Source organism: Chelativorans sp. AA-79, assembly GCF_029457495.1.
Classification (GTDB): domain Bacteria; phylum Pseudomonadota; class Alphaproteobacteria; order Rhizobiales; family Rhizobiaceae; genus Chelativorans.
This window is the reverse complement of sequence record NZ_CP120361.1, coordinates 78,083-103,123: the sequence shown is the minus strand read 5'-3', so window position 1 is coordinate 103,123 and position 25,041 is coordinate 78,083. Positions and strand designations below refer to the sequence as shown.

Here is a 25,041-nt window from a genome sequence, read left to right as displayed (position 1 = left end):
TCCTGCCTCATGCGACATGCCTGGCCGCTCCGGTTTCGATGCGCTCGGGATGGGTGAAGACGTCGAACTCATTGCCCCGCACCAGCGCAACCACTGTCTGACCGCACTGTTCGGCCGTGGTGACGGCGAGCGCGGTCGGCGCGGATACCGCGATGACCACGGGTGCACCGATCGCCGCCGCCTTCTGAACCATTTCGACGGAAACACGGCTGGTGATGATCACGGCGCCGGAAGTACCCTGGATTCCGGTCTTCGCGAGCGCGCCGGCCAGCTTGTCGAGTGCGTTGTGGCGGCCGACATCCTCGCGTGTGGCGACGATCCCTTTGCTGGCGACATAGAAGCCGGCTGCATGCACCGCGCCGGTCTGCCGGTGTAGCGTCTGCTGCTCGGAGAGCCGTTGCACGGACTGCACGACGTCCTGCGCGGTGAGCCTGAGCGGATTGTCTGTCACGGAAGGCACGTCGCGCATCGCCTCCTCGATGGATTCGATGCCGCAGAGACCGCAGCCGACCGGGCCGGCGAGACGTCGGCGCCGCGCCTCGAAACGCTTGTTGGCGGTATCCTTCAAGCGGATCTGCACATCGAAGCCCGTGCCGAGATCCTGCACGGCAATTGAATCGATCTCGTCCGGCGAGGAAATGATCCCTTCGGTGAGGCTGAAGCCGAGTGCGAAATCCTCCAGATCGTCGGGGGTGGCCATCATCACCGCGTGCGTGGTGCCGCCATAGGACAGCGCCACGGCGGCTTCCTTGGGCAGCACGCGGGCGGCAAGCCGCGTTCCGTCTGCGCGCTGGGCGGTGCGAAGGACCTTGGAGAGGGGGGACGTCATGGAGCGCTCCCTACCCGCCCACTTGCAGGGAGAGTGCCGAACGAACTGCGTTTGCGGTTAAATGGCGCAGGAAGAATGAAAGGCCGGAGAGCGGCCTCGGCCGCTCCCACCCGGCCCGTCGGGCCACCCTCACCGCACGGGAGAGAGAACGCAGTGGCCGCTATCCGGTCTGTCACTCCGCTGGCTCCACATGCACGATGCGGCGGCTCCTGCGGGAAAGCTCCTCGTAGTTTTCCTGCCATTCGCTGGGCCCGTTGGAAGGTGTCACCTGCACGGCGGTCACCTTGTATTCGGGGCAGTTGGTCGCCCAGTCGGAATATTCGGTGGTGACCACATTGGCTTGCGTATCCGGGTGGTGAAAGGTCGTATACACCACGCCCGGCGCCACGCGGTCGGTGACTTTCGCGCGTAGAGTCGTCTCGCCGGAACGGCTTGCGAGCTTCACCCAATCGCGGTCGCGGATGCCGCGGTTTTCGGCGTCGAAGGGGTGGATCTCCAGAAGGTCCTCGTCGTGCCAGACCACATTCTCCGTGCGCCGCGTCTGCGCGCCCACATTGTATTGCGAAAGAATACGGCCGGTGGTCAGCAGCAGCGGGAAGCGCGGCCCGGCCTTTTCGTCGGTGGCCACATAGGCGGTACGGATGAACTTGCCCTTGCCGCGCACGAAGCCGCCCATATGCATGACCGGTGTACCCGTGGGCGCCTTCTCGTTGCACGGCCACTGCACGGAGCTTTCGCGCTCCAGAAGCTCGTAGGTGACGCCGGCGAAACTCGGCGTGGTGGCGGCGATTTCGGCCATGATCTCGGAGGGGTGCTCGTAGCTCCAGTTCATGCCCAGCGCCTTGGCCAATTCCTGCGTCACCTCCCAGTCGGCATAGCCGTTCTTTGGTTCCATCACCTTGCGCACGCGGTTGATGCGGCGCTCGGCATTGGTGAAGGTGCCGTCCTTTTCCAGGAAGGTCGAGCCGGGCAGGAAGACGTGGGCATAGTTCGCCGTCTCGTTGAGGAAGAGGTCGTGCACCACCACGCACTCCATAGCTTCGAGACCGGCGGCGACATGCTTCGTGTTCGGGTCGGACTGCAGGATGTCCTCGCCCTGGATGTAGAGCCCTTTGAATGAGCCCTCGACCGCAGCATCCAGCATGTTGGGGATGCGCAGGCCCGGCTCGTCGTCGAGCTTCACGCCCCACAGGCTTTCATAGATGGCGCGGGTGGCGTCTTCGGAGATGTGGCGGTAGCCGGGCAGCTCGTGTGGGAAGGAACCCATGTCACAGGCGCCCTGCACATTGTTCTGGCCGCGCAGCGGGTTCACGCCCACACCCGGCCGGCCGAGATTGCCGGTCGCCATGGCGAGGTTGGCGATGGCCATGACGGTGGTGGAGCCCTGGCTGTGCTCGGTGACCCCGAGGCCGTAATAGATGGCGCCGTTGCCGCCGGTAGCATAGAGGCGTGCGGCGCCGCGGATGAGGTCGGCCGGTACGCCGGATACCTTCTCCACCGCCTCGGGGCTGTTTTCCGGCTGGAGGACGAAGGAAGCCCAGTCCTGGAACTCCTCCCAGTCGCAGCGCTCACGAATGAAGCTCTCGTTCATGAGCCCCTCCGAGACGATCACATGGCCGAGCGCGGTGAGCACGGCCACATTCGTGCCGGGACGCAGCGGCAGGTGATAGGCGGCCTCCACATGCGGCGTGCGCACGAGATCGATGCGGCGGGGGTCGACGATGATGAGCTTGGCGCCCTGACGCAAGCGCTTCTTGAGGCGCGAGGCGAAGACGGGATGGCCATCGGTGGGGTTGGCGCCGATGACCAACACCACATCGGCATGTTCGACCGAATCGAAATCCTGCGTGCCGGCGGAGGTGCCGAAGGTGGTCTTCAGGCCGTAGCCCGTGGGGGAATGGCAGACGCGCGCGCAGGTATCGACATTGTTGTTGCCGAAGCCCTGCCGCACGAGCTTCTGGACCAGATAGGTCTCCTCGTTCGTGCAGCGCGACGAGGTGATGCCGCCGACGGCGCCCTTGCCGTATTGATACTGGATGCGGCGGAATTCCCTGCCCACATGGGCATAGGCCTCCTCCCAGGTCACCTCTCTCCATGGATCCGTGATCTTCTCGCGAATCATGGGGTTGAGGATGCGATCCTTGTGGCTGGTGTAGCCATAAGCGAAGCGGCCCTTCACGCAGGAATGGCCGCGATTGGCCTTGCCGTCCTTGTAAGGAACCATGCGGACGACTTCCTCGCCCTGCATCTCCGCCTTGAAGGAGCAGCCGACGCCGCAATAGGCGCAGGTGGTGACGACGGAATGGTCGGGCATGCCTTTCTCGATGACCGATTTCTCACGCAATGCCCCTGTCGGGCATGCCTGCACGCAGGCGCCGCAGGAAACACATTCCGATTCCAGAAAGGGCTCGTGCATGCCGGCGGAGATGCGGCTTTCGAAGCCGCGGCCCTCGACGGTCAGCGCGAAGGTGCCCTGCTGCTCTTCGCAGGCGCGCACGCACAGCGAACAGACGATGCACTGCGAGGCATCATAGGCGAAGTAGGGGTTGGAGAGGTCCGTCTCCAGGAAATGCGGATTGGCCTCGCCATCATGCGCCGGCCACAGATGGTTCTCGCCCCCGCGCCCGTAGCGGATCTCTTGCAGGCCAACGGTCTCGGCCATCTCCACCATCTCGCAGTCGCCAGCGGCACAGGCCGGGCAGTCCTCCGGGTGGTCGGACATGTAGAGTTCCATGATGCCGCGGCGGATGGCCTGCACCCGATCCGTGCGGGTGGAAACTTTCAGGCCCTCGGCCACCGGCGTGGTGCAGGAGGCGGGCGTTCCGCCGCGCCCCTCGATTTCCACCAGGCAAAGCCGACAGGAGCCGAAGGCCTTGACCATATCGTTGGCGCACAGCTTCGGCACCTCGATGCCGGCCATCCGCGCCGCCCGCATGATGGACGTGCCTTCGGGGACGGCGATCTCCTTGCCATCGATGGTGAGGGTTATGGACTTGTCCGATTTCGAGGCCGGGGTGCCGTAGTCGATCTCGTTCACGAAGCACATGGCGCTGCTCCCGTGGTGTGAGTGGATTGAGCCGTCAGGCAGCCTTCCTGAAACGCTTGCGCATGTCTTTGCCGTTCAGGCAAGGATCCTCGGGTCAAGCCCGAGGATGACGAAGAGGAGAGATTTCTGCCAATCGCCAGCGCCGAAGATTTGCCACCCCGGTTTTCGTCATTCGTCATCCTCGGGCTTGATCCGAGGATCCATGCCTGAGCGTTGCGGCCGCACGCCGGCCGCACCGAATTTGGCAGAGCACTGGAGGAAAGGAAGATGGGTACGTGGAATGTCATCATCACTCCGCCGCCTCCCGCACCGGCTGTGGACGGAAATCCTCCGGGAAGTGCGTCAGCGCGCTCATCACCGGATAGGGTGTGAAGCCGCCCAGTGCGCAGAGCGAGCCGAATTTCATGGTGTTGCAGAGATCGCTGACGATCTCGATCTGGTTTACCGGCTCAATCCCCTTCGCCAGCCGGTCGAGCACCTCCACCCCGCGCGTGGAGCCGATGCGGCAGGGCGTGCACTTGCCGCAGCTTTCCACGGCACAGAATTCCATGGCAAACCGCGCCTGTCTCAGCATGTCGACCGTATCGTCGAAGACCACGATGCCGGCATGGCCGATGAGCCCGTCCTTGGCCGCGAAGGCCTCGTAGTCGAACGGCGTGTCGAACAGTGCGCGCGGGAAATAGGCGCCGAGCGGTCCGCCGACCTGCACAGCCCGCACCGGCCGGCCCGTGGCCGTGCCGCCGCCGATATCATCGACGATTTCGCCCAGCGTCAGCCCGAAAGCCGCCTCGAACAGCCCGCCATGCTTCACGTTGCCGGCGATCTGGATGGGGATGGTGCCGCGCGAGCGGCCCATGCCGAAATCGCGATAGAAGGCGCCGCCCTTGTCGAGGATGATCGGCACGGAGGCGAGCGAGATAACGTTGTTGATGACCGTGGGCTTGCCGAACAGGCCCTCATGGGCGGGCAGCGGCGGCTTGGCGCGCACCATGCCGCGTTTGCCCTCGAGCGAGTCGAGCAGCGCCGTTTCCTCGCCGCAGACATAGGCGCCGGCGCCGACACGCACCTCCATGTCGAAGGCGTAAGCGCTGCCGAGCACGCTCTTGCCCAGAACGCCCCTCTGCCGCGCGGCGGCGATCGCCTCGTTCAGCACCTTCTCCGCATGGGGATATTCCGAGCGCAGATAGATGTAGCCCTTCGCGGCACCCGTCGCGATGCCGGCGATGGCCATGCCCTCGATGAGCACGAAGGGGTCGCCCTCCATGATCATGCGGTCGGCGAATGTGCCGGAATCGCCTTCATCCGCGTTGCAGACGATGTATTTCTGCGCGGCCGCCGTGTCGTGCACCGTTTTCCACTTGATGCCGGTGGGGAAGCCTGCGCCGCCGCGCCCGCGCAGGCCGGATTCGGTCACTTGTTCGACGATCTGCAGCGGCGTCAGGGCGAGCGCGTGCTTGAGGCCCCTCAGCCCGCCATGCGCCTCGTAATCCTCCAGCGACACGGGATCGATGATGCCGCAGCGCGCGAAGGTGAGCCGGGTTTGCCGTTTGAGGAAGGGGATTTCCTCCGGCCTGCCGAGGAAGAGCGGATGCGCGCCGCCTGAGAGGAAATCGCTATCGAAGAGCGACGGCACGTCGGAAACCTTTACGGGGCCGTATGCCACCCGGCCTTCCGCCGTCTCCACTTCCACCATCGGCTCCAGCCAGTAGAGCCCGCGCGAGCCGTTGCGGACGATCTTCGCGTCCACGCCTCTTGTTTCCAGTTCCCGGGCGGCGGCCGCAGCCACCTTTTCCGCGCCGAGCGCCAGCGCGCCGGAATCGCGGGGGATATAGATGGTGGCGGTCATAGGCGCACCTCCCGGGCGATCTCTTCGGCCGCCTCGCCGTCCAGTCGCCCGACCACCTCGCCGTCCAGCATGGCCGAGGGCGCGCAGGCGCACAGGCCCAGGCAATAGACGGCCTCCAGCGTCACGGAACCATCGGCCGCCGTCTCGCCGAACTTCACGCCGAGCAGGCTTTCCAGCCTTTCCGCGATCGCATCGCCGCCCATGGACTGGCACGCCTCGGCGCGGCAGAGCTTCAGCACGTGCCGCCCCGGCGGGTTCTCGCGATAATCGTGATAGAAGGAGACCACGCCATAGACCTCGGCGCGCGAAAGATTCAGCGCCTCCGCGATCACCGGCACTGCTTCGCGCGGCACATGGCCCAGCTCCCGCAAGATGCCGTTCAGGATCGGCAGAAGCGGGCCTTCCTCCTTTTTCCACCGGTCGATAATGGGCATGACGGCGGAAACGATCTCGGTACCTGCATGCTGCATGCCGCAGCGCCCTCCCTGGAATTGTCCTCATGGAGGAAATACGACATCACCGCTTTGTATCAATATAGCATATCCGTCGGACGATAGAAAACTTCTATCAAGCGCGCGCAAAGCTCTCCGCCGCCAGCCGCGCTTCGTAGAGCAGGGCGGAGACCATGGGCGTATGCGGCTCACGCTCCACCGCCACCACGCCCACCAGGTGGCTCGCATCCGGCTCGACGATGGGGATGGCCCGGATGGGTTCGGCAAAACCCAGCACTTCCGCCAGGTTGAGCGGCATGATGGAGGCCCATTTGCCCGTGCGGATGTGGGAGAAGAGCAGGATCATGGAGTTCGATTCCAGCGTGGGGTGCACGGTCGCCCCCGCCTCCGCCAGATGCTTATTGATGATGCGCCGGTTCTGCATGTCCGGCGTGAGCAGGCACAGCGGCAGCTCGGCCACCTCCGCCCAGGTCACTCTTTCGCGATCGGAGAAGCGGTTCCCCGCCGCGGTGATCAGTTGGTAGCGCTCGGAATAGAGCGGCACGGAAACCACCCGCCCCAGCGGCTCATTGTCGAGATAGGTGATGCCGATATCGATCTCGAAATTTTCGAGAAGCGTCAGCACTTCGAGCGAGGTGCGGGAAACGATGGAAAAGGTCACGTCCGGATGCTTCTCGCGAAACGGCGTAGTGAGCGCCGGCATCATGGCAAGCGCGGTGGGGATGACTGCGATCCGTACATGGCCGGAAAGGCCGCGCCTGGCCGTGCGCATCTCCTCGCGCATGGTGCGCGTGTCGCCCACGATGCGGCGCGCCCATTCGAGCACGCGTTGGCCCTCGGGTGTCAGGCCCTGGAAGCGCGACCCGCGCTGCACGAGCATGACGCCGAGCTGATCCTCGAGCTGTTTTACGGCGGCGGAAAGCGTGGGCTGCGTGACGCCGAGCTCCGCCGCGGCCCGGCCGAAATGCCGCTCCTTGGCGAGCGCGATGAAGAATTCCAGCTTGTCGATCATGGCTCAACCTTTGCCATGTTTTATACCAGCCCGCATCATTGCACACTGGACGGCACCGTGCTTTTCCCGTGTCCGTTTGAAGCTTTTGGCCGCTGGGCGCTTGGTATTTCCGTCGGATGTGACTATCTGGCAGGCGAATGCAAAGAGAGTGAGCTGCCATGAGCGCCGTCAGCCGCCAAGCCGTCATCGACAAGCTCAGCACCATCAAGGGGCCTGATCTCGAGAGCGATATCATCTCGCTCGGCCTCGTTTCGGAGATCTTCATCGCCGACGGGAAGGTGTTCTTCTCCATCACGGTGCCGGCCGAGCGCGCGCAGGAGCTTGAGCCGCTGCGCGAGGCGGCCGAGCGCGCCGTGAAAACCGTTCCCGGCGTGACCGGCGCCGTTGTTGCGTTGACGGCGGAACGGCAGGGCGGCATGGGTGCCGCGCCGCCGAAACCCGCCCCGCGACCGCAGGCGGCGCACTCTCGCGGCCCCCAGGGGCAGCCGCCGGCGAAGCCGGGCGTGCCCGGCGTGGAAGCCATCATCGCCGTCGCCAGCGGCAAGGGCGGCGTCGGCAAGTCCACCACTGCGGTAAACCTTGCGCTCGGCCTGCAGGCGCTGGGGCTCAAGGTCGGGATCCTGGATGCGGACATCTACGGCCCCTCCATGCCCAGGCTGCTCGGCCTCACGGGCAAGCCGCAAATGGTGGACAGCAAGACGCTCAAGCCCATGGACGCGTATGGCATCCAGGTCATGTCCATCGGTTTCCTGGTGGAGGAAGAGACGCCCATGATCTGGCGCGGGCCCATGGTCATGTCCGCCCTGCGCCAGCTCCTGCGCGACGTTGCCTGGGGACCGCTCGACGTGATGGTGGTCGACATGCCGCCCGGCACGGGCGACGCGCAGCTCACCATGGCGCAGCAGGTGCCGCTCGCCGGCGCCGTTATCGTCTCCACCCCGCAGGATCTCGCTTTGATCGATGCGCGCAAGGGCCTCAACATGTTCCGGCGCGTGGAGGTGCCGGTGCTCGGCATCGTCGAGAACATGAGCTATTTCATCGCGCCCGATACCGGCAGCCGATACGACATCTTCGGCCATGGCGGCGCGAGGGCGGAGGCAGAGCGCCTCGGCGTACCCTTCCTGGGCGAGGTCCCGCTCACGATGGATGTACGGGAGATGTCGGACGCCGGCACACCGGTCGTCGTCTCGAACCCCGAAGGCGCACAGGCCAGGACCTACAGCGCCATAGCGGAAAAGGTTCTGGAGCGGCTGAGGGCTGAAAAAGCAGTGGCGGACACGGCCCCGGCGATCATCTTCGAATAGGACCAGAAACACCTTCCATCGCCAGCTCGGCAATCACCGGCAGGTGGTCAGAGGCCGCGCGGGCGGCAGGATCTGTCCAGTGCCGCGCCAGCATGTCGCTCGGCCGGCAATAGATCCGGTCGAGCGCGAAGACCGGCCAGAAGCCTGGGAAGGTCTTGAAGTGGGTGTGGCCGGGAAAGAGGTTGTTGAGGATCTTTTGCACGGAACCCCGCCAGACCCAGTCATTGAGATCGCCCAGCAGCACCGTGGGCGCCGACCCCGTTCGCAAGAGGGCAGCCAGGAGCTGGGCCTGGTGACGCCGTTCGGCGAAGCTCAGGCCCAGATGCGCGGCGACCACGTGCAGCGGGCCGAAGGGCGTCTCGGCCACCGCCTCGATCGCAGCGCGCGGCTCGCGGCGCCGATAGGAGATGTCGTGGCATACGGTGCCGTTCAGCGGCCACCGGCTTATGAGCGCATGGCCGTAATTGCCGTCGGGCGCGGTGACGAGGCGGCTTTCCGTCGCGTGATTGCCGAGCGTATCGGCAAGGAAGGCGAAGGCTTCCGCAGCTCCATCCACGTCGCGTCGGGATCCCACTTCCTGCAGGGCGACGAGATCGGGCTCGTGCCGGCGGACGAAGTCCACGATTCGCTGCAGATCGCGCCGGCCATCGGATCCCACGCCGCCGTGGATGTTCCATGTCATCACACGTATGGCCGCCGGCCACCGAGAGCCGGAGCGGGCCGAGCCGGCAGGCGGTTCGAGGTGATCAGACGGTCCTTTCTCGCTGGTTTGTCCGTGCTCCATGGCGGCTCAACGCTCAAGCTGCCGGATCGTTGATGGCGCGCGCGACTTTTTCTCCCGGCGGATCGGAAACGCCCTCACGAGCGTTGTGGGATGACGATTTAGGGAGAGTCCTTCGTTGAAGCCGCCTCCGGCCCACAGACCAGTCCGGCGCTATCTCGGCTACGCGATCACCGTGGCGGCGGTCCTTCTGGCCAGCTATCTCCTTTACCGCACGCTTTCCCAATACGAATGGGAGGAACTGGTGAGCGCCGTGACGGCGGTCTCCGTTCGCCGGCTTCTCTTCGCGCTGGGATTTACCGCCGCGAGCTATCTCTGTCTGACCGGCTTCGACTGGCTGGCGCTGCGCTATGCCAAGCACCCGCTCTCCTATCCGCGCGCGGCGCTGGCCTCCTTCACCAGCCTCTCGCTCGGACACAGCATCGGATTTGCGGCGCTGAGCAGCGGTGCCGTCCGATACCGTTTCTATTCGCGCTGGGGACTGAGCGGAGAGGAAGTCGCCAAGGTGATCGTCTTCTGCGGTTTCACGGTGGGACTCGGGCTTTCGGTCCTCGGTGGCATAGGGCTGATCGCCAATCCGGGCCTTGCCGAAAAGGTCATCGGCGTTACGCCGGGCACCGTATACCTGATCGGCGCCGCCTGCCTGGCCTGGCCCGCCGTCTACCTGCTGCTTACGGCGTTTTTCGGCGGACGCGCGCTCCATATCCGCGGCAGACGGGTGGAAATGCCGGTCCTCAAACTGGCACTGGGGCAGGTGATCGTCGGCCCGATCAACTTCGCTTTTGTGGCCGCAGCGCTGCATCAGGCCGCGCTGTCGCTGGCGGAGATCCCATATCTCGAGGTCGCCACCGCCTTCGTGAGCGCCAATGTGGCGACCGTCATCACGCATGTTCCCGGGGGACTTGGCGTGATCGAGAGCGTCGTGCTCTATCTCTTACCCCAGGCCCATCTCATCGGCGCCGTGCTCGTCTTTCGGTTCGTCTATTTCCTCCTGCCGCTTTTCATGGGCAGCATCCTGCTCGTCCTTTCCGAAGCGTTCCTGTCCCGATCCCGGGCATCCGAGACAGCCTCCTGACCGAAGCTGCTGCGCCAGAACGCGCGCAGCCACTCCATGACGCGAAAGGGTCGCTCCGGGTCGAGCAGGCGCGTGCCGGGAAAGGAGTGTCGTGGCCCGGGATCGATGGTCAACGGGCAGAGGCAGCGGCCGCTTCGGCTGTTCAGTTTCTCGATCGTGCGGATCAGCGATCCTTCCCGCTGCATCGTTTCCCGCACCTGCGCCAGCTCCACGCCGAGATGCTCGGCAATGAGCCGGTCGCGGCACAGCGCGATCGCCTCGCCGGTCTGCGCCCGGTCGGCCTCGATCACGACGTCGCATTCGGTATCGAGCCCCATCGAGCGGTTGTTGAGATTTGCCGAACCGATGCGCAGGAACCGGTCGTCCGCGATCATCAGCTTGGCGTGAACGAGCATGGCGCCGTCATCCTCCAGGCCGTCGAGAACAGGGCAATAGACGCGCAGGCGGCCATGGCGGTCCCAGCGTTTCAGGCTGCGCAGCAGGCGCTCGCGATTGGCGCCCATGATGAAACGCTCGATGATGCCATTGGCGTGGCGCGTGCAGACGACCACGATTTCCGGTCCGTCCGGCGGGCTGAGAACTTGACGCAGGATTTTGCGCAGGCGCCTCGCCGTGAAATACTGGGCTTCGATATAGATGCTTCGCTCGGCCGCGCACAGCAGATCGTCGGTGAGAGCCGCAATCTCCTCGACCCCTCTTCTGCCGCCAAGACCGGGAACGGTCCGGGCGATCGCCACAGGGACTTCGGTGAAATCCACGGCCAGATTTTCCGGCCACCGCTCCTCCACCTCCATGAACGGCACTTCTTCGCCGACAGCCCTGCGCCAGCGATCACGCGCGACGCGTGCCACGGCTCTCGCCGCAGGCCCGTCGAGCGCCATCTGCAGGTCGTGCACCGGGCTGCAGGGCGATCCATCCGGCCAATGCCGGCGCGGATCATCCCGCACGTGCTGCGGGGTGTCCCACCGGCCGATGGTGAGGTCCATGCCGCCGACGAAGGCGAGGGAATCATCGATGATCACGATCTTCTGGTGATGGGCCGCCTGTATCGGATGGTGCGTGTCCAGCCGCAGATGGATACGCGGATGCTCTTCCCATTCCGCGCCGAAGACAAGCGGGATGGAAGCGCCCGGCGCGTGCACCGCCGCGAGGCTCCAGACCAGGATGCGGATCTCCAGATCAGGCTGGTTCTCCACCAGATGGCGCAGCATCGCGCCGAGGGTCGGGGCATCCGGCCCGTCCTGCGGACGGAGCTGGATGCGCGCATCGAAATCCCAGCCGACGATGAAGACGGAGCGCGTCGCTCCCCGCAGCGCCTTTTCCAGCGCGCCAAAATAGGACTCCGCATCGACAAGGAAGGAGGCGCGGTGTGCCGTGGCGATTTGCCGGCAGTTGCGCCCCGGCGCCAGGATCGGTCGATGCAGGCCGCCGGCGGGTGCCGCCTGTTGCAAGGCATCTTTTCTCACGCGCATCCCTTCACCAAACTCGCTCATGAGCGGACAACGCGTGTTGCCGGAATAGGTTCGCTGATGATGCGGCGAGGAGCGCCGGAGCCGTCAGGCCTACTCGGTCGTCGCGTGCGGCGGCAGGTTGTCGTTCTCGCCGACGCCGCGCGGCTGAAGGAAGAGAAAGAGCGCGAGCACGACCACAATTGCGGCCGCAATGGCTATCAGGACATTCCTGCTCATCGGGCTTGATCCTGTCTTGCGGTTTCAGGCGCCGCGATGCTCCTCGCCCGGCATGCGCGGCTGTCCCGAAACGGTCGAAGGACATGGAATGTTCCCGCAGGCGTGCGGACGGCAAGGCCGGCGGGCTACCCGCCGGCGCTGTAGGCGGCGATGGCCGCCATGTTGACGATGTCGGAATCCTTCGCGCTGAGCGAGACGATCTGCACCGGTTTGTTGAGCCCGACCAGCAGCGGGCCGATCACCGTGGAGCCGCCCAGTTCCTGCAGCATCTTGGTCGAGATCGAGGCGGAGTGGAAGGCGGGCATGACCAGCACGTTGGCAGGGCCCGAAAGGCGGCAGAAGGGATATTGCTGCATGAGCTGCGGGTTGAGCGCCACGTCGGCCGCCATCTCGCCGTCATACTCGAAATCGACGCGCCGTTTGTCGAGGATCTTCACCGCCTCCTGCACGCGTTCCGAGCGTTCGCCGGGCGGATGGCCGAAAGTGGAGTAGGCAAGCATCGCGACGCGCGGCTCATAGCCCATGCGGCGGGCGAAATTCGCTGCCTCCTCGGCGATATCGGCGATCTGGTTGGCGTCCGGCATGTCGTGCACGGCAGTGTCGGCCACGATGACGGTCCGTCCCCGCGCGAGCACGATCGAGGCGCCGATGACGCGATGGCCGGGCCGTGCGTCGATCACACGCCGCACGTCGTCGAGCGCGGTGGAATAGTTGCGGGTCACCCCCGTCACCATGCCGTCGGCGTCGCCCAGCGCCACCATGCAGGCGGCGAAATGGTTGCGGTCGTTGTTGATGAGCCGCTGGCAATCGCGGAAGAGGAAGCCCTTCCGCTGCAGGCGCTCGTAGAGGTAATCGGCATAGATGCCGTTGCGCCGCGAGAGTCTGGCATTGATGATCTCGATGCCGGGCCGCGCAAGCTCGACGCCGGCATTCTTGGCCGTCTCCCGGATGCGCTCCTCGCGTCCCAGCAGGATGGCGGTGCCGAGCTTCTGGTTCGCGTAGGAGACCGCGGCGCGCATGACCTGCTCCTCCTCGCCTTCGGCGAAGACGATGCGCTTCGGCTGGCGGCGGACGCGGTCGGAAATGCGCTGCAGCGTGGAGGCGATCGGGTCGCGGCGGGCGGAAAGCTCGTTCTCGTATCTCTCCAGGTCGAGGATGGGGCGCCTGGCCACGCCCGAATCCATCGCCGCCTTGGCGACGGCCGCGGGCACGGCCGTGATCAGACGCGGGTCGAAGGGCACGGGGATGATGTAGTTCGGCCCGTATTTCGGCCGATTGCCCTGATAGGCGGCCGCCACGTCGTCGGGCACGTCCTGCCGGGCGAGCGAGGCCAGCGCCTCCGCCGCCGCCACTTTCATGGCGTCGTTGATCGTCGTCGCCCGCACGTCGAGCGCGCCGCGGAAAATGTAGGGGAAGCCCAGCACGTTGTTGACCTGGTTGGGATAGTCCGAGCGGCCGGTCGCCATGATGGCGTCTGTACGGATCTCGGCAACTTCCTCCGGCGTGATCTCCGGGTCCGGATTGGCCATCGCGAAGATGATCGGGTTCTTGGCCATGGACTGCACCATGGCGGGCGTGAGCGCGCCTTTGACCGAAAGACCGAAGAAGACGTCGGCCCCGTCCACGGCTTCGGACAGCGTACGCTTGTCGGTCTCCACCGCATGCGCCGATTTCCACTGATTCATGCCTTCGGTGCGCCCCTTGTAGACCACGCCTTTGGTGTCGCAGAGGAGGATGTTCTCGGGCGCAAAGCCGATGGCCTTGGCAAGCTCGATGCAGGCGATGCCGGCGGCACCCGCGCCGTTGCAGACAAGCCGTGTCGTCTTCATGTCGCGGCCGGTGAGATCCAGCGCGTTGATGAGGCCGGCAATCGCGATGATGGCCGTGCCGTGCTGGTCGTCATGGAAGACGGGAATGTCCATGAGCTCGCGCAGGCGCGTTTCGATCATGAAGCATTCCGGCGCCTTGATGTCCTCCAGATTAATGCCGCCGAAGGAGGGCCCGAGCAGACGCACGCAATTGACGAACTCGTCGGCGTCTTCGGTGTCGACCTCCAGGTCGATGGAATCGACATCGGCGAAGCGCTTGAAGAGCACCGCCTTGCCTTCCATCACGGGCTTGGAGGCTAATGCGCCGAGATTGCCGAGGCCGAGGATCGCGGTGCCGTTGGAGATCACCGCCACCAGATTGCCGCGGGTCGTATAGTCGAAGGCGCGGCCGGGATCCTCCGCGATCGCCTTCACGGGCACGGCTACGCCGGGTGAATAGGCAAGCGACAGGTCGCGCTGGGTCGCCATCGGCTTTGTCGGGTTGATCTCCAGCTTTCCAGGCCGGCCCATGGCATGGAACTCGAGCGCTTCCTGCGCGCTTACAGAAGGCCCAACCCTGTCGTTCTTATCGGCTTCCGCCATCTCTTCCCCTCCTCCCGCTCGGCTTCCTGTGGAGTTTTGCCGAACACGGGTGCATAAGGCTACATTTGCGGTAGGTAAATGGGTGAGCCTGAGTTTTTCCGAGAGGCGGATCCTTGAATCAAGAGATGCCGATGCGTGGGATCGAAGCCACGGCAGCGCCCATGGCGGCAGCCGAGGGCGCCACGCCCATGATGCAGCAATATATCGAGATCAAGGCAGCGAACGCGGATTGCCTCCTCTTCTACCGCATGGGCGACTTCTACGAGCTCTTCTTCGACGACGCGGAAGCGGCGAGCCGGGCGCTCGGAATCACGCTCACCAAGCGCGGCAAGCACCGAGGCGAAGATATCCCCATGTGCGGCGTGCCGGTGCATGCGGCCGACGACTATCTGCAGAAGCTCATAGCACTCGGGTTCCGCGTGGCCGTCTGCGAGCAGATGGAAGATCCGGCGGAGGCCAGGAAGCGCGGCTACAAGGCCGTGGTGCGTCGCGACGTGATCCGGCTTGTGACGCCGGGAACCATCACGGAAGAGAAGCTGCTGGATCCCTCCGAGGCCAATTACCTGATGGCGCTCGGACGCGTGAAGGGCAACGAGACGCAGCAGCTCGCGCTCGCCTGGATCGACATCTCCACCGGCGTTTTCCGGGTGGCTTCCACTGCGCCCGACCGGCTGCTCGCCGATATCTCCCGCATCGACCCGCGCGAATTGATCGTGGCCGAGCCCGCCTATCACGATGCGGAGCTTCGGCCCGTGTTCGACGTCCTTGGCCGGGTCGTGGTGCCGCAGCCGCCGACCTTCTTCGATTCGGCGAGTGCGGCCATGCGGCTGTCGCGTTTCTACGGCGTGGCCACGCTCGACGGCTTCGGCCGGTTCTCCCGCGCGGAGCTTTCGGCCATTTCCGGCGCTGCCGCCTATGTGGAGAAGACGCAGAAAGCCGAGCGCCCGCCGCTCGGCCGGCCGGAGCGGGACGAGGACGGTGCAAGCCTTTTCATCGACCCGTCCACCCGGGCCAATCTGGAACTGGCACGCACGCTCTCGGGCAACCGCGACGGCAGCCTTTTGAAGGCGATCGACCGCACGGTGACGGGAGCAGGCGGACGGTTGCTGGCCGAGCGCCTGATGTCGCCGCTCACCGACCCGAAGGCGATCGGCGAGCGGCTCGATTCCATTTCCTTCTTCCTCGATGAACTCGACCTGCGCGACGGGCTGCGTGAGCACCTGAAGGGCGTACCGGACATGAGCCGCGCGCTTTCGCGACTGGCGCTCAACCGCGGCGGCCCGCGCGACCTTGGCGCGCTTTCGATGGGGTTCTCCGCATCGGCGGCGGTGGCTGAACTCCTCGAGGGAAAAGAGCTGCCGCCGGAGCTGGCCAATGCCGTCTACGTGCTGCGAGCGCTGCCGGCAGAGCTATCCTCCCATTTCGACCGGGCGCTCGCGGAGGAATTGCCGCTTCTGAAGCGCGACGGCGGGTTCGTGCGCGAGGGCTACGATGCGGAGCTGGACGAGATGCGGGCGCTGCGCGACCAGTCGCGCCGCGTGATCGCCGGCATGGAGCGGGACCTGGTCGAGGAGACGGGCATCCGCTCGCTGAAGATCCGGCACAACAACATCCTAGGCTACTATATCGAGGTGACCGCCAACAATGCAGGCGCCCTGACCGGCACGGACGAGGCGCGCGCACGCTTCATCCACCGGCAGACCATGGCGAACGCCATGCGCTTCACCACCACGGAGCTGGCGGACCTCGAAACCAAGATCGCCAATGCCGCCGATCGTGCGCTCACGATCGAGCTTGCGGTTTTCGACCGGCTGGTGGGCGAGGTGGTGGCGGCTTCCGAGCCGCTGCGTGCCGCCGCGCAGGCGCTCGCGGTGCTGGATGTCTCCGCTGCGCTCGCATGCCTGGCCGAAAGCGAAGCCTATTGCCGGCCGGTGGTGGACATGAGCCTGGATTTCAATGTGGAAGGCGGCCGCCATCCCGTGGTGGAGCAGGCGCTGCGCAGACAGCTCGGCGAGCCCTTCGTGGCCAATGACTGTGATCTCTCGCCGACGGAAGGGGAGAAGGCCGGTGCCATCTGGCTGCTCACAGGGCCGAACATGGGCGGCAAGTCCACCTTCCTCCGCCAGAACGCGCTGATCGCCGTGCTCGCGCAGATGGGCTCCTTCGTGCCGGCGCGTTCCGCGCGCATCGGCGTGGTCGACCGTCTGTTCTCCCGCGTCGGCGCTTCCGACGATCTTGCGCGCGGGCGGTCCACCTTTATGGTCGAGATGGTGGAAACGGCCGCGATCCTCAACCAGGCGGGTGAGCGCTCGCTCGTCATCCTCGACGAGATCGGCCGCGGCACGGCCACCTTCGACGGGCTCTCCATCGCCTGGGCCGCTGTCGAATACCTCCACGAGCAGAATCGCTGCCGGGCTCTTTTCGCCACCCATTTCCACGAGATGACGGCGCTGACGGAGAAGCTTGCGCGCCTCCTCAATGTCACGATGCGGGTGAAGGAGTTCGAGGGCGAGGTGATCTTCCTGCACGAGGTTGCACGCGGTGCAGCCGACCGCTCCTACGGCATTCAGGTGGCCCGCCTTGCCGGCCTGCCGCAGGCGGTGGTGGAGCGCGCGCGCGACGTGCTGCACCGGCTGGAAGCGGGCGAAACCGGGACCAAGGCCGCGCGCATCGTCGACGACCTTCCGCTGTTCTCTGCTGCGATCCGTCACGAACCGCCGAAGCCGAAAGCGTCCGACCGGCTGCGGGAGGAACTCACCGCGCTCGACCCGGACGGCATGAGCCCGCGCGAGGCGCTGGAGGTGCTGTACAGGTTGAAGCGGGTCGTGATGGAGGGGTAAAGGGGCGGGCCTTTCCCTGTTGCCGAAAAACGCGCTATACAGCGCCGCCTAATGCGGAAACGGTATGGCCAAGGTTCCACTCAAGCTCGACCAGATCATCGATCCCGCCGGCCTGCGCGCCGAACTCGACGCCGTCGCGGCCGAAGGCGACGCGACATCAGCTGGAGCGCGCAAGAAGGTGATGCAACTCCTGAAGGCGCGGCTCGCCGAAGGCCGGCGGACGGCGGAGACAATGCTTTCCGAAGACGGTGGCGGCACGGCCTGCGCCACGCGGCTTTCACATCTCATGGACGAGATCGTCCGCGCGCTCAACGATTTCGCCTCTACCCACGTCTATCCCGCCGAGAACCGGTCGGCGGCGGAGCGCATGGCGGTTGTCGCGGTCGGCGGCTACGGGCGCGGCACGCTGGCGCCCGGCTCCGACGTCGATCTGCTCTTCCTTCTGCCTTACAAACAGACGCCCTGGGGGGAGCAGGTGGCCGAATACATGCTCTACATGTTCTGGGATCTCGGCCTGAAGGTGGGGCATGCCACGCGCAACGTCGACGAATGCATCCGGCAGGCGCTCTCCGACGTAACGATACGCACGGCGGTGCTGGAAGCACGCTTCGTCTGCGGCGACCAAGGGCTCTACGATGATCTCGTCGCGCGGTTCGACGAGGACATCGTCAAGGACACCGGCGCGGAATACATCCAGGCGAAGCTCGCCGAGCGCGACGCGCGGCATGCCAAGGGCGGCGAGAGCCGCTATGTGGTGGAACCGAACGTAAAGGATGGCAAGGGAGGGCTGCGCGACCTCCACACGCTGTTCTGGATCGGCAAGTATTACTACCGCGTGCGCGAAGCCGACGAACTGGTGGGAAAGGGCGTCTTCACCCGCCAGGAATATCTACAGTTCGCCAAGGCGGAGGATTTCCTCTGGGCCGTGCGCTGCCACATGCACTTCCTGACCGGCAAGGCGGAGGAGCGGCTGCATTTCGACATCCAGCGCGATATCGCCGAAAGGCTGGGCTACAAGAGCCATCCGGGCCTGTCGCCGGTCGAGCGCTTCATGAAGCATTACTTCCTGACGGCCAAGACCGTGGGGGATCTCACCCGGATCTTCTGCGCGGCGCTCGAGGAGGAGCAGGCCAAGCACGTGCCGGGCTTCAACCGCATTTTCCTTACCTTCCAGCGCCGCAAGCGCAAGCTTGCCGGCACCAGCGATTTCGTGATCGACAACCACCGCATCAACCTCGCCAATGAGGGCGTATTCGAGCGCGATCCGGTGAACATGCTCAGGCTCTTCTGGTTCGCCGACCGGCACGGCCTCGAATATCACCCGGACGCGCTGAAGCTGCTCACGCGCTCGCTCAAGCTGATCGACCGCAACCTGCGCCGGAACAAGGAGGCGAACCGCCTGTTCCTTGATCTTCTCACGTCCGACCGCGATCCCGAGCTCAACATGCGCCGGATGAACGAGGCGGGGGTGCTGGGTAAGCTCATCCCCGACTTCAACAAGATCGTGGCGATGATGCAGTTCTCCATGTACCACCATTACACGGTCGACGAGCACCTGATCCGCTGCATCGGCGTGCTGGCGGAGATCGAGCGCGGAGACGGGCAGAACATCCATCCGCTTGCCCATTCGCTGATGCCCGGCCTGAAGCCCTGGCGCAAGGTGCTCTACGCGGCCCTCCTGTTCCACGACATCGCCAAGGGCAGGCCCGAGGACCACTCCGATGCCGGCGCACGCATTGCCCGGCGGCTCTGCCCGCATATGGGCTTCGACGCCGCGGAAACGGAAATGGTCGCCTGGCTCGTCCAGGAACATCTAACGATGTCGATGACGGCACAGATGCGCGACCTGAACGATCGCAAGACGATCCAGGATTTTGCCCACATCGTCCAGTCGGTGGACAGGCTGAAGCTGCTCCTGGTGCTCACCGTCTGTGATATCCGCGGAGTGGGACCGGGCGTGTGGAACGGCTGGAAGGGGCAGTTGCTGCGGACGCTCTATTACGAGACCGAGCTCCTGCTTACTGGCGGCTTCTCCGAAGGCTCGCGCGCAATGCGCGCGGAAGGTGCGCGCGTGCTCCTGGCGGAAGAACTCCAGAAAGCCGGCTGGGAGGAAGCCGAGGCGCGCCGCTATGTCGGGCTTCACTACGAGAATTACCTGCTTGCGGTCGACGAAGGCGATCAGGTGCGCCATGCGGGCTTCATCCGTGCGGCCGACCGGCAAGGCCGGGCCCTCTCCACCATGGTCAAGCCGCATGCTTTCGAAGCCGTCACGGAAATCACGGTCCTGGCGCCGGACCATCCGCGCCTGCTCTCCGTCATTGCCGGTGCGTGCGCGGCGGCCGGCGCCAACATCGTCGACGCGCAGATCTTCACCACCACCGATGGGCGCGCGCTCGACACGATCCTGATCGGCCGCGAATTCGAACTGGACGAGGACGAGCTGCGCCGCGCGCAGCGCGTGGGCCGCCTTATCGAGGACGTGCTGTCGGGCAAAGCCTATCTGCCGGAGGTGCTGGAGAAGCGCACCAAGCCCCGCCGCGGCACCAGGGCCTTCCGCGTCGAGCCGCGCGCGGAGCTCCGCAACACGCTGTCCAACCGCTTCTCCGTGATCGAGGTCGAGTGCCTTGACCGGCCCGGCCTTTTGTCGGAGGTGACCAGCGCCATCTCCGACCTTTCGCTCGACATCGCCTCCGCGCACATCACCACTTTCGGCGAGAAGGTGATCGATACCTTCTATGTGACTGACCTCACCGGTTCCAAGGTCGATAGTCCCGACCGTCTGGAGACGATCCGTCGTGAACTCATCGAAACGATCGAGAACGGCCCGCCGAGGCGCAACCACCGAAGCAAGGCGAAGACGGTAGCGGCGTGAGGAACTGCATCGCTACGCTTTCCCGCACCCTCCGAGCCCGGAGGCTCTGCCCATGAGCCTCATCGGCAAATTCGCGAGCGTCGGCAGCGCCACGATGGCAAGCCGCGTCCTGGGCTTCGTGCGCGAGGCGCTGATCGCAGCAGCCCTCGGCGCGGGTCCTGTCACCGACGCATTCTATGCTGCCTTCCGCTTCCCGAACCTCTTCCGCCGGCTCTTCGCCGAAGGCGCGTTCAACACCGCCTTCATCCCCCTCTTCGCCAAGGAGATGGAAGGCGGCGGGGTCGAGGCCGCACGCCGCTTCGGCGAAGACGTGCTGGCGGTCCTGCTTGCAGCGCTGATCGGCCTCTCCGCGCTCGCCATGATCTTCATGCCGTTCCTGGTGGGCACGGTGGTGGCGCCGGGCTTCGCCGACACGCCGGAAAAGTTCGACCTCACGGTCGTCATGACGCGCATCATGTTCCCCTATCTCACCTGCATGTCGCTGGTGGCGATGCTGTCGGGCATCATGAACTCGATGCGAAGGTTCTTCCTCGCGGCCCTCGTTCCGGTGCTGCTCAACGTGATCCTCATCATCGTGCTCCTGGTCGGGTTGTTCGGCGCCCTTCCCGAATATGCCGCCGGGCTGTGGCTTGCATGGGGCGTCTTCGCCTCCGGCATCGCGCAGCTCCTGATTCTGGTCCTCGCGGTTCATCGCGAGGGTTTTTCGATGCGTTTCCGTCGACCGCGGCTCACGCCCGCCGTCAAGCGCCTGCTCGTGCTGATGGGGCCTGCGCTGCTCACCGGCGGGATCATGCAGATCAACCTGCTCGTCGGGCAGGTCATCGCCTCGGCCCAGGACAAGGCGATCTCGCTCCTGAATTTCGCCGACCGCATCAACCAGCTTCCCCTGGGCGTCATCGGCGTGGCGGTGGGTGTGGTGCTGCTGCCGGAGCTTTCGCGCGCGCTCAAGGCCGGCAATCTCGACGACGCGCAGCACCTGCAGAACCGCTCACTGGAATTCGCCCTGGGGCTGACGCTCCCTGCGGCGATCGGCCTGATGGTGATGCCGGCGGCGATCGTGGGCCTGCTCTATGAGCGCGGCGAATTCACCGCGCTCGACACCGAGATGACGGCCGCCGCCCTTGCCGCCTTCGCCTCGGGCCTGCCCGCCTACGTACTGATCAAGGTGTTCCAGCCGGGCTTCTTCGCCCGTGAGGACATGAAGACGCCGATGTGGTTCTCGCTTGCCTCGGTGATCGCCAATATCGGCCTCAGCCTCGCGCTCTTTCCCGTCTACGGCCATGTCGCGATCGCGCTCGCCACCTCGCTGTCCTCCTGGCTCAACGTCATCCTGCTCGCGGGCACTCTTTGGCACAGGAACGCTTTCCGGCCCTCCCCGGTCACATGGCGCCGCGTGGCGATGATCGCATTCGCCAGTGCGGTCATGGGTGCGGTGGCATACGGGCTCAATTTGGCGTTTGCCGAACCGATGCGGGATGCCGCGGTCGCCCTTCGCGCAGCAGGCGTCCTCCTCGTCATCGCCGCGGCGGCGGCCGTCTATCTGCTCCTTGCGTTGGCAACCGGCGCCGTCGACCGGACGGAGCTTGCCGCTGCCCTCAAGCGCAGGCGCCGGCGTGGGGCGGCCGGCTCGGGACAGGGCTGAGCCCCCGGGGGACTTGATTGCCCCCTTCCGGTCGTCCATAAGCGCCACGGTTTAGGGTGCCCGCGGGGCGCTTCGGCTTTTCAGGGACGTTTCCCATGAGTGAATTCAAGCAGCTCGTCTTTTCCGGAGTGCAGCCCACCGGCAATCTCCATCTTGGAAACTATCTGGGCGCGCTGCAGAAATTCGTTGCGCTGCAGGACAGCTACGAGTGCATCTATTGTGTGGTCGACATGCATTCGCTGACGGCCACCCTGGTCCATGACGACCTCATGGACCAGACGCGCGGCATCGCGGCTGCCTATCTGGCCAGCGGGCTCGACCCCAGGAAGAACATCATCTTCAATCAGAGCCGCGTGCCGCAGCATGCGGAGCTCGCCTGGATATTCAACTGCGTCGCCCGCATCGGCTGGATGAACCGGATGACGCAGTTCAAGGACAAGGCCGGCAAGGACCGGGAAAACGCCTCGCTCGGCCTACTGGCCTATCCGAGCCTGATGGCGGCCGACATCCTGCTCTACCGCGCCACCCATGTGCCCGTCGGGGAGGACCAGAAGCAGCATCTCGAACTGACGCGCGACATCGCGCAGAAGTTCAACAACGACTTCTCGGAGCGGATCGCTGGTCTCGGCTATGGCGTCGAGATGACGGTCGGCGAAGAGCGGGTGAACGGCTTCTTCCCCCTCACCGAGCCTCTGATCGAGGGCCCTGCGCCGCGCGTCATGAGCCTGCGCGACGGGTCGAAGAAGATGTCGAAGTCCGATCCGTCCGATCTCTCGCGCATCAATCTTCTCGATGATGCCGACACGATCGCACGCAAGATCAAGAAGGCAAAAACCGATCCCGAGCCGTTGCCGAGCGACCTGGAGGGACTGGCCGCACGGCCTGAGGCGGAGAACCTGGTCGGCATCTATGCCGCGCTCGCCGGTGTGACGCGGGAGAAGGTGATCTCCGAATTCGGCGGGCGGCAATTCTCCGACTTCAAGCCTGCGCTCGCCGATCTCGCTGTCGAAAAGCTTGCGCCGATCAGCCAGAAGATGAAGCGCATCAAGGCGGATCCCGGCTATATCGACGGTATCCTGCGGGAAGGCGGCGAACGCGCCTCCGCCAAAGCCGAGGCGACCATGAAACAAGTGCACGAGATCGTCGGGCTCCTGGTGAACTGACAGGGAAGGGCTCCACGCGGGAGCTTGCCGCCCGGCGCGCTGAGTGGCAGATTGCGCCGCAACGGCTGCCCACCCGTGCAGGAAAGGACATGCATGGTATCCAAACGTCTGAGCCGTGAAGCCGGCCACAAGCGCAAGTTCCTGGCGATCGTCGACGAAACGCCGGAATGCGACCGCGCAGTCGCCTACGCTTCCCGCCGCGCGAAATCCACCAACGGTTTGGTGGTGCTGCTCTTCGTCGTGGAGCCTGGCGATTTCCAGCATTGGCTGGGCGTCGAGCAGATCATGCGCGAGGAGGCCACGAGCAGCGCGCAGGCGGCGCTGAACGCCTATGCGTCCAAGATCCGCGAGTCGGTGGGTATCGAGCCCGAGCTCGTCGTGCGCGAGGGAAAGACCGTGGAGGAGATCCACAAGCTCATCGAGGAGGACCAGGATATCGCGATCCTCGTGCTGGGCGCCGGCGGAGCCAAGGAGGGGCCGGGACCACTGGTCTCCTCTATTGCCGGAAAGGGGGCCGCGTTCCCCATTCCGGTGACCGTGGTGCCCCACAGCCTCTCGGACGAGGAGATCGAAAGCCTGGCGTAGCGGCACCCGGCACCCCATATGCCGCTTGAATGGCTGCGCAGATCGGCCTATTTTAGAATTATTCCAAAGAACGGCAGCATGGAGACCCCGCCGATGTTTATCCAGACGGAAGCGACCCCCAACCCCGCGACGCTGAAGTTCCTGCCGGGCAGGGTGGTCCTGGAGGAGGGCACGGCGGACTTCCGCGACCCGGAGGGCGCGCGCACCGCTTCACCGCTCGCCGGCCGGCTTTTCGACGTGCCCGGCGTTACCGGTGTTTTCTTCGGTTTCGACTTCATCACCGTGACGAAGGAAGGCGCCGACTGGCAGCATCTGAAGCCGGCGATCCTCGGCACGATCATGGAACATTTCATGTCGGGCCAGCCGGTGATGGCGGCGAACGATACCGGCGACCGGGCAGCGGAGGGCGGCGAATTCTTCGACGAGGCTGACGGGGAGATCGTCGCCACGATCAAGGAGCTCCTTGAAACCCGCGTCCGCCCGGCGGTCGCCCAGGACGGCGGCGACATCACCTTCCGCGGTTACGAGAACGGCACCGTGTTCCTGCATATGAAGGGTGCCTGCGCCGGCTGCCCGTCCTCCACGGCCACGCTGAAGCATGGCATCCAGAACCTGCTTCACCACTTCGTGCCGGAGGTCCAGCACGTCGAGCAGGTGACCTGACCCGAAAATTTCGTCGCGTAAAAGAAAAAACGGGCCGTTCGGCCCGGTTTTCCTTTGTGCTTCGGTCCGCTTGTGTTGCCGAGACGGTCCTACTTCACAATCACCTTGGCGCCGACCTCGGCGCGATTGTAGAGATCGATGATATCCTGGTTCAACAGGCGGATGCAGCCGGACGACATAGCCTTTCCGATGGACCACCATTCCGGCGTGCCGTGCAGGCGGTAGCCGGTGTCGCCGCCCTTGTTGAAAAGGTAGAGCGCACGGGCGCCGAGTGGGTTGGAAAGCCCCGGCGGCATGCCCCTCGCCCATTTGGCGAGTTCCGGCTGGCGTTTGATCATGGCGGCCGGCGGCGTCCAGGTGGGCCACTCGCGCTTCAAAGCGACGCGCGCCGTTCCCGACCACTCGAACCCTTCGCGGCCGACGCCGATGCCATAGCGCATCGCCTTGCCGTCCTCCAGCACGAGATAGAGGTATTTCTCCTTCGTATCGACAATGATCGTGCCGGGCTTCTCACCCGTCTCGTACTTGATCACCTGTCGATGATACTGACGCGGAACCTTGTAGATCGGGATACGCGGCAACTGATATCCAGCATCGGCAACCATGCCATATTCCGACGTGAAGACGCGCGGCGTGCCATCGATGCTGCAACCCGCCAGTGCCGCCGAAACGCCCACGACGGCGGCAAGAAGAATTCTTGATTTCATATGGAACCCTGACCCCCGACCGCAACGCCAACCGCGCCCGATTTTCGCCTTCATTCTTAAAATCCGCGTTAACGGCCTGCCAAGGCTCTAATTGCACCAGGATGTCATGGAACGCATTTGGCGCC

18 protein-coding genes are annotated in these 25,041 nt (G+C 65.1%); 8 read left to right on the top strand and 10 right to left on the bottom strand.

Features of this window, described 5'->3' with window-relative positions:
- Window positions 1-7: 7 nt before the first annotated feature.
- The 5 genes from fdhD to PVE73_RS00450 all read right to left on the bottom strand — a co-directional run bounded on the left by fdhD (window position 8) and on the right by PVE73_RS00450 (window position 7,185).
- A complete protein-coding gene (gene fdhD, locus PVE73_RS00470) occupies window positions 8-829 on the bottom strand; it encodes a formate dehydrogenase accessory sulfurtransferase FdhD (protein WP_277365060.1) in 822 nt (273 codons plus the stop codon).
- A gap of 172 nt (window positions 830-1,001) precedes the next feature.
- Entirely contained in the window at window positions 1,002-3,875 is a 2,874-nt protein-coding gene (gene fdhF / locus PVE73_RS00465) for a formate dehydrogenase subunit alpha (RefSeq protein ID WP_277365059.1), read from the bottom strand.
- A 289-nt stretch (window positions 3,876-4,164) separates the two neighbouring features.
- Window positions 4,165-5,721 (bottom strand): NADH-quinone oxidoreductase subunit NuoF, encoded by a 1,557-nt coding sequence (locus PVE73_RS00460; protein ID WP_277365058.1) that lies wholly within the window; start codon window positions 5,719-5,721, stop codon window positions 4,165-4,167.
- Window positions 5,718-6,155 carry a formate dehydrogenase subunit gamma gene (locus tag PVE73_RS00455; protein WP_277367294.1) on the bottom strand — a complete coding sequence of 146 codons (438 nt, stop codon included), beginning with the start codon at window positions 6,153-6,155 and terminating at the stop codon, window positions 5,718-5,720. Before PVE73_RS00455 ends, PVE73_RS00460 begins: the two co-directional genes overlap by 4 nt.
- Window positions 6,156-6,288: 133 nt before the next feature.
- Complete coding sequence (locus PVE73_RS00450; protein WP_277365057.1) at window positions 6,289-7,185, bottom strand: LysR family transcriptional regulator; 897 nt, start codon at window positions 7,183-7,185, stop codon at window positions 6,289-6,291.
- Between the two features lie 158 nt (window positions 7,186-7,343).
- Between PVE73_RS00450 and PVE73_RS00445 the strand changes: the two genes are divergently transcribed.
- Window positions 7,344-8,489 carry an Mrp/NBP35 family ATP-binding protein gene (locus PVE73_RS00445; protein ID WP_277365056.1) on the top strand — a complete coding sequence of 382 codons (1,146 nt, stop codon included), beginning with the start codon at window positions 7,344-7,346 and terminating at the stop codon, window positions 8,487-8,489.
- Here PVE73_RS00445 and PVE73_RS00440 read toward each other — a convergent pair.
- On the bottom strand, window positions 8,476-9,171 hold the full coding sequence (locus PVE73_RS00440; RefSeq protein WP_277365055.1) for an endonuclease/exonuclease/phosphatase family protein: 696 nt from the start codon (window positions 9,169-9,171) through the stop codon (window positions 8,476-8,478). The genes PVE73_RS00445 and PVE73_RS00440 overlap by 14 nt on opposite strands.
- 217 nt (window positions 9,172-9,388) lie before the next feature.
- Here PVE73_RS00440 and PVE73_RS00435 point away from each other — a divergent pair, with 217 nt between their 5' ends.
- The gene (locus PVE73_RS00435; RefSeq protein WP_277365054.1) at window positions 9,389-10,345 is read left to right on the top strand and encodes a lysylphosphatidylglycerol synthase domain-containing protein; all 957 of its coding nucleotides are present in this window, start codon (window positions 9,389-9,391) and stop codon (window positions 10,343-10,345) included.
- Here the strand turns inward: PVE73_RS00435 and PVE73_RS00430 are convergent.
- From PVE73_RS00430 to PVE73_RS00420, 3 genes are all read right to left on the bottom strand, one after another.
- Window positions 10,252-11,817 carry a phospholipase D-like domain-containing protein gene (locus PVE73_RS00430; protein ID WP_277365053.1) on the bottom strand — a complete coding sequence of 522 codons (1,566 nt, stop codon included), beginning with the start codon at window positions 11,815-11,817 and terminating at the stop codon, window positions 10,252-10,254. The two genes, PVE73_RS00435 and PVE73_RS00430, sit on opposite strands and share 94 nt — an antisense overlap.
- A 90-nt stretch (window positions 11,818-11,907) precedes the next feature.
- Window positions 11,908-12,033 (bottom strand): hypothetical protein, encoded by a 126-nt coding sequence (locus PVE73_RS00425; protein WP_277365052.1) that lies wholly within the window; start codon window positions 12,031-12,033, stop codon window positions 11,908-11,910.
- Window positions 12,034-12,158: 125 nt separating this feature from the next.
- Window positions 12,159-14,444, bottom strand: a complete 2,286-nt coding sequence (locus tag PVE73_RS00420; protein ID WP_277365051.1) for an NADP-dependent malic enzyme — start codon at window positions 14,442-14,444, stop codon at window positions 12,159-12,161.
- Between the two features lie 131 nt (window positions 14,445-14,575).
- Here PVE73_RS00420 and mutS point away from each other — a divergent pair, with 131 nt between their 5' ends.
- The 6 genes from mutS to PVE73_RS00390 all read left to right on the top strand — a co-directional run bounded on the left by mutS (window position 14,576) and on the right by PVE73_RS00390 (window position 24,209).
- Window positions 14,576-17,284, top strand: coding sequence for a DNA mismatch repair protein MutS (mutS, locus tag PVE73_RS00415; protein WP_277365050.1), 2,709 nt, complete (start codon window positions 14,576-14,578; stop codon window positions 17,282-17,284).
- 64 nt (window positions 17,285-17,348) lie between these two features.
- Window positions 17,349-20,156, top strand: a complete 2,808-nt coding sequence (locus PVE73_RS00410) for a [protein-PII] uridylyltransferase (RefSeq protein ID WP_277365049.1) — start codon at window positions 17,349-17,351, stop codon at window positions 20,154-20,156.
- Window positions 20,157-20,208: 52 nt separating this feature from the next.
- Window positions 20,209-21,798 (top strand): murein biosynthesis integral membrane protein MurJ, encoded by a 1,590-nt coding sequence (gene murJ, locus PVE73_RS00405; protein ID WP_277365048.1) that lies wholly within the window; start codon window positions 20,209-20,211, stop codon window positions 21,796-21,798.
- A gap of 95 nt (window positions 21,799-21,893) precedes the next feature.
- The gene (gene trpS / locus PVE73_RS00400; protein ID WP_277365047.1) at window positions 21,894-22,961 is read left to right on the top strand and encodes a tryptophan--tRNA ligase; all 1,068 of its coding nucleotides are present in this window, start codon (window positions 21,894-21,896) and stop codon (window positions 22,959-22,961) included.
- Window positions 22,962-23,054: 93 nt separating this feature from the next.
- Complete coding sequence (locus PVE73_RS00395; RefSeq protein WP_277365046.1) at window positions 23,055-23,546, top strand: universal stress protein; 492 nt, start codon at window positions 23,055-23,057, stop codon at window positions 23,544-23,546.
- A gap of 93 nt (window positions 23,547-23,639) precedes the next feature.
- Complete coding sequence (locus tag PVE73_RS00390) at window positions 23,640-24,209, top strand: NifU family protein (protein WP_277365045.1); 570 nt, start codon at window positions 23,640-23,642, stop codon at window positions 24,207-24,209.
- 89 nt (window positions 24,210-24,298) lie between these two features.
- Here PVE73_RS00390 and PVE73_RS00385 read toward each other — a convergent pair whose 3' ends face one another.
- The gene (locus tag PVE73_RS00385; protein ID WP_277365044.1) at window positions 24,299-24,916 is read right to left on the bottom strand and encodes a L,D-transpeptidase; all 618 of its coding nucleotides are present in this window, start codon (window positions 24,914-24,916) and stop codon (window positions 24,299-24,301) included.
- Between the last annotated feature and the right edge of the window lie 125 nt (window positions 24,917-25,041).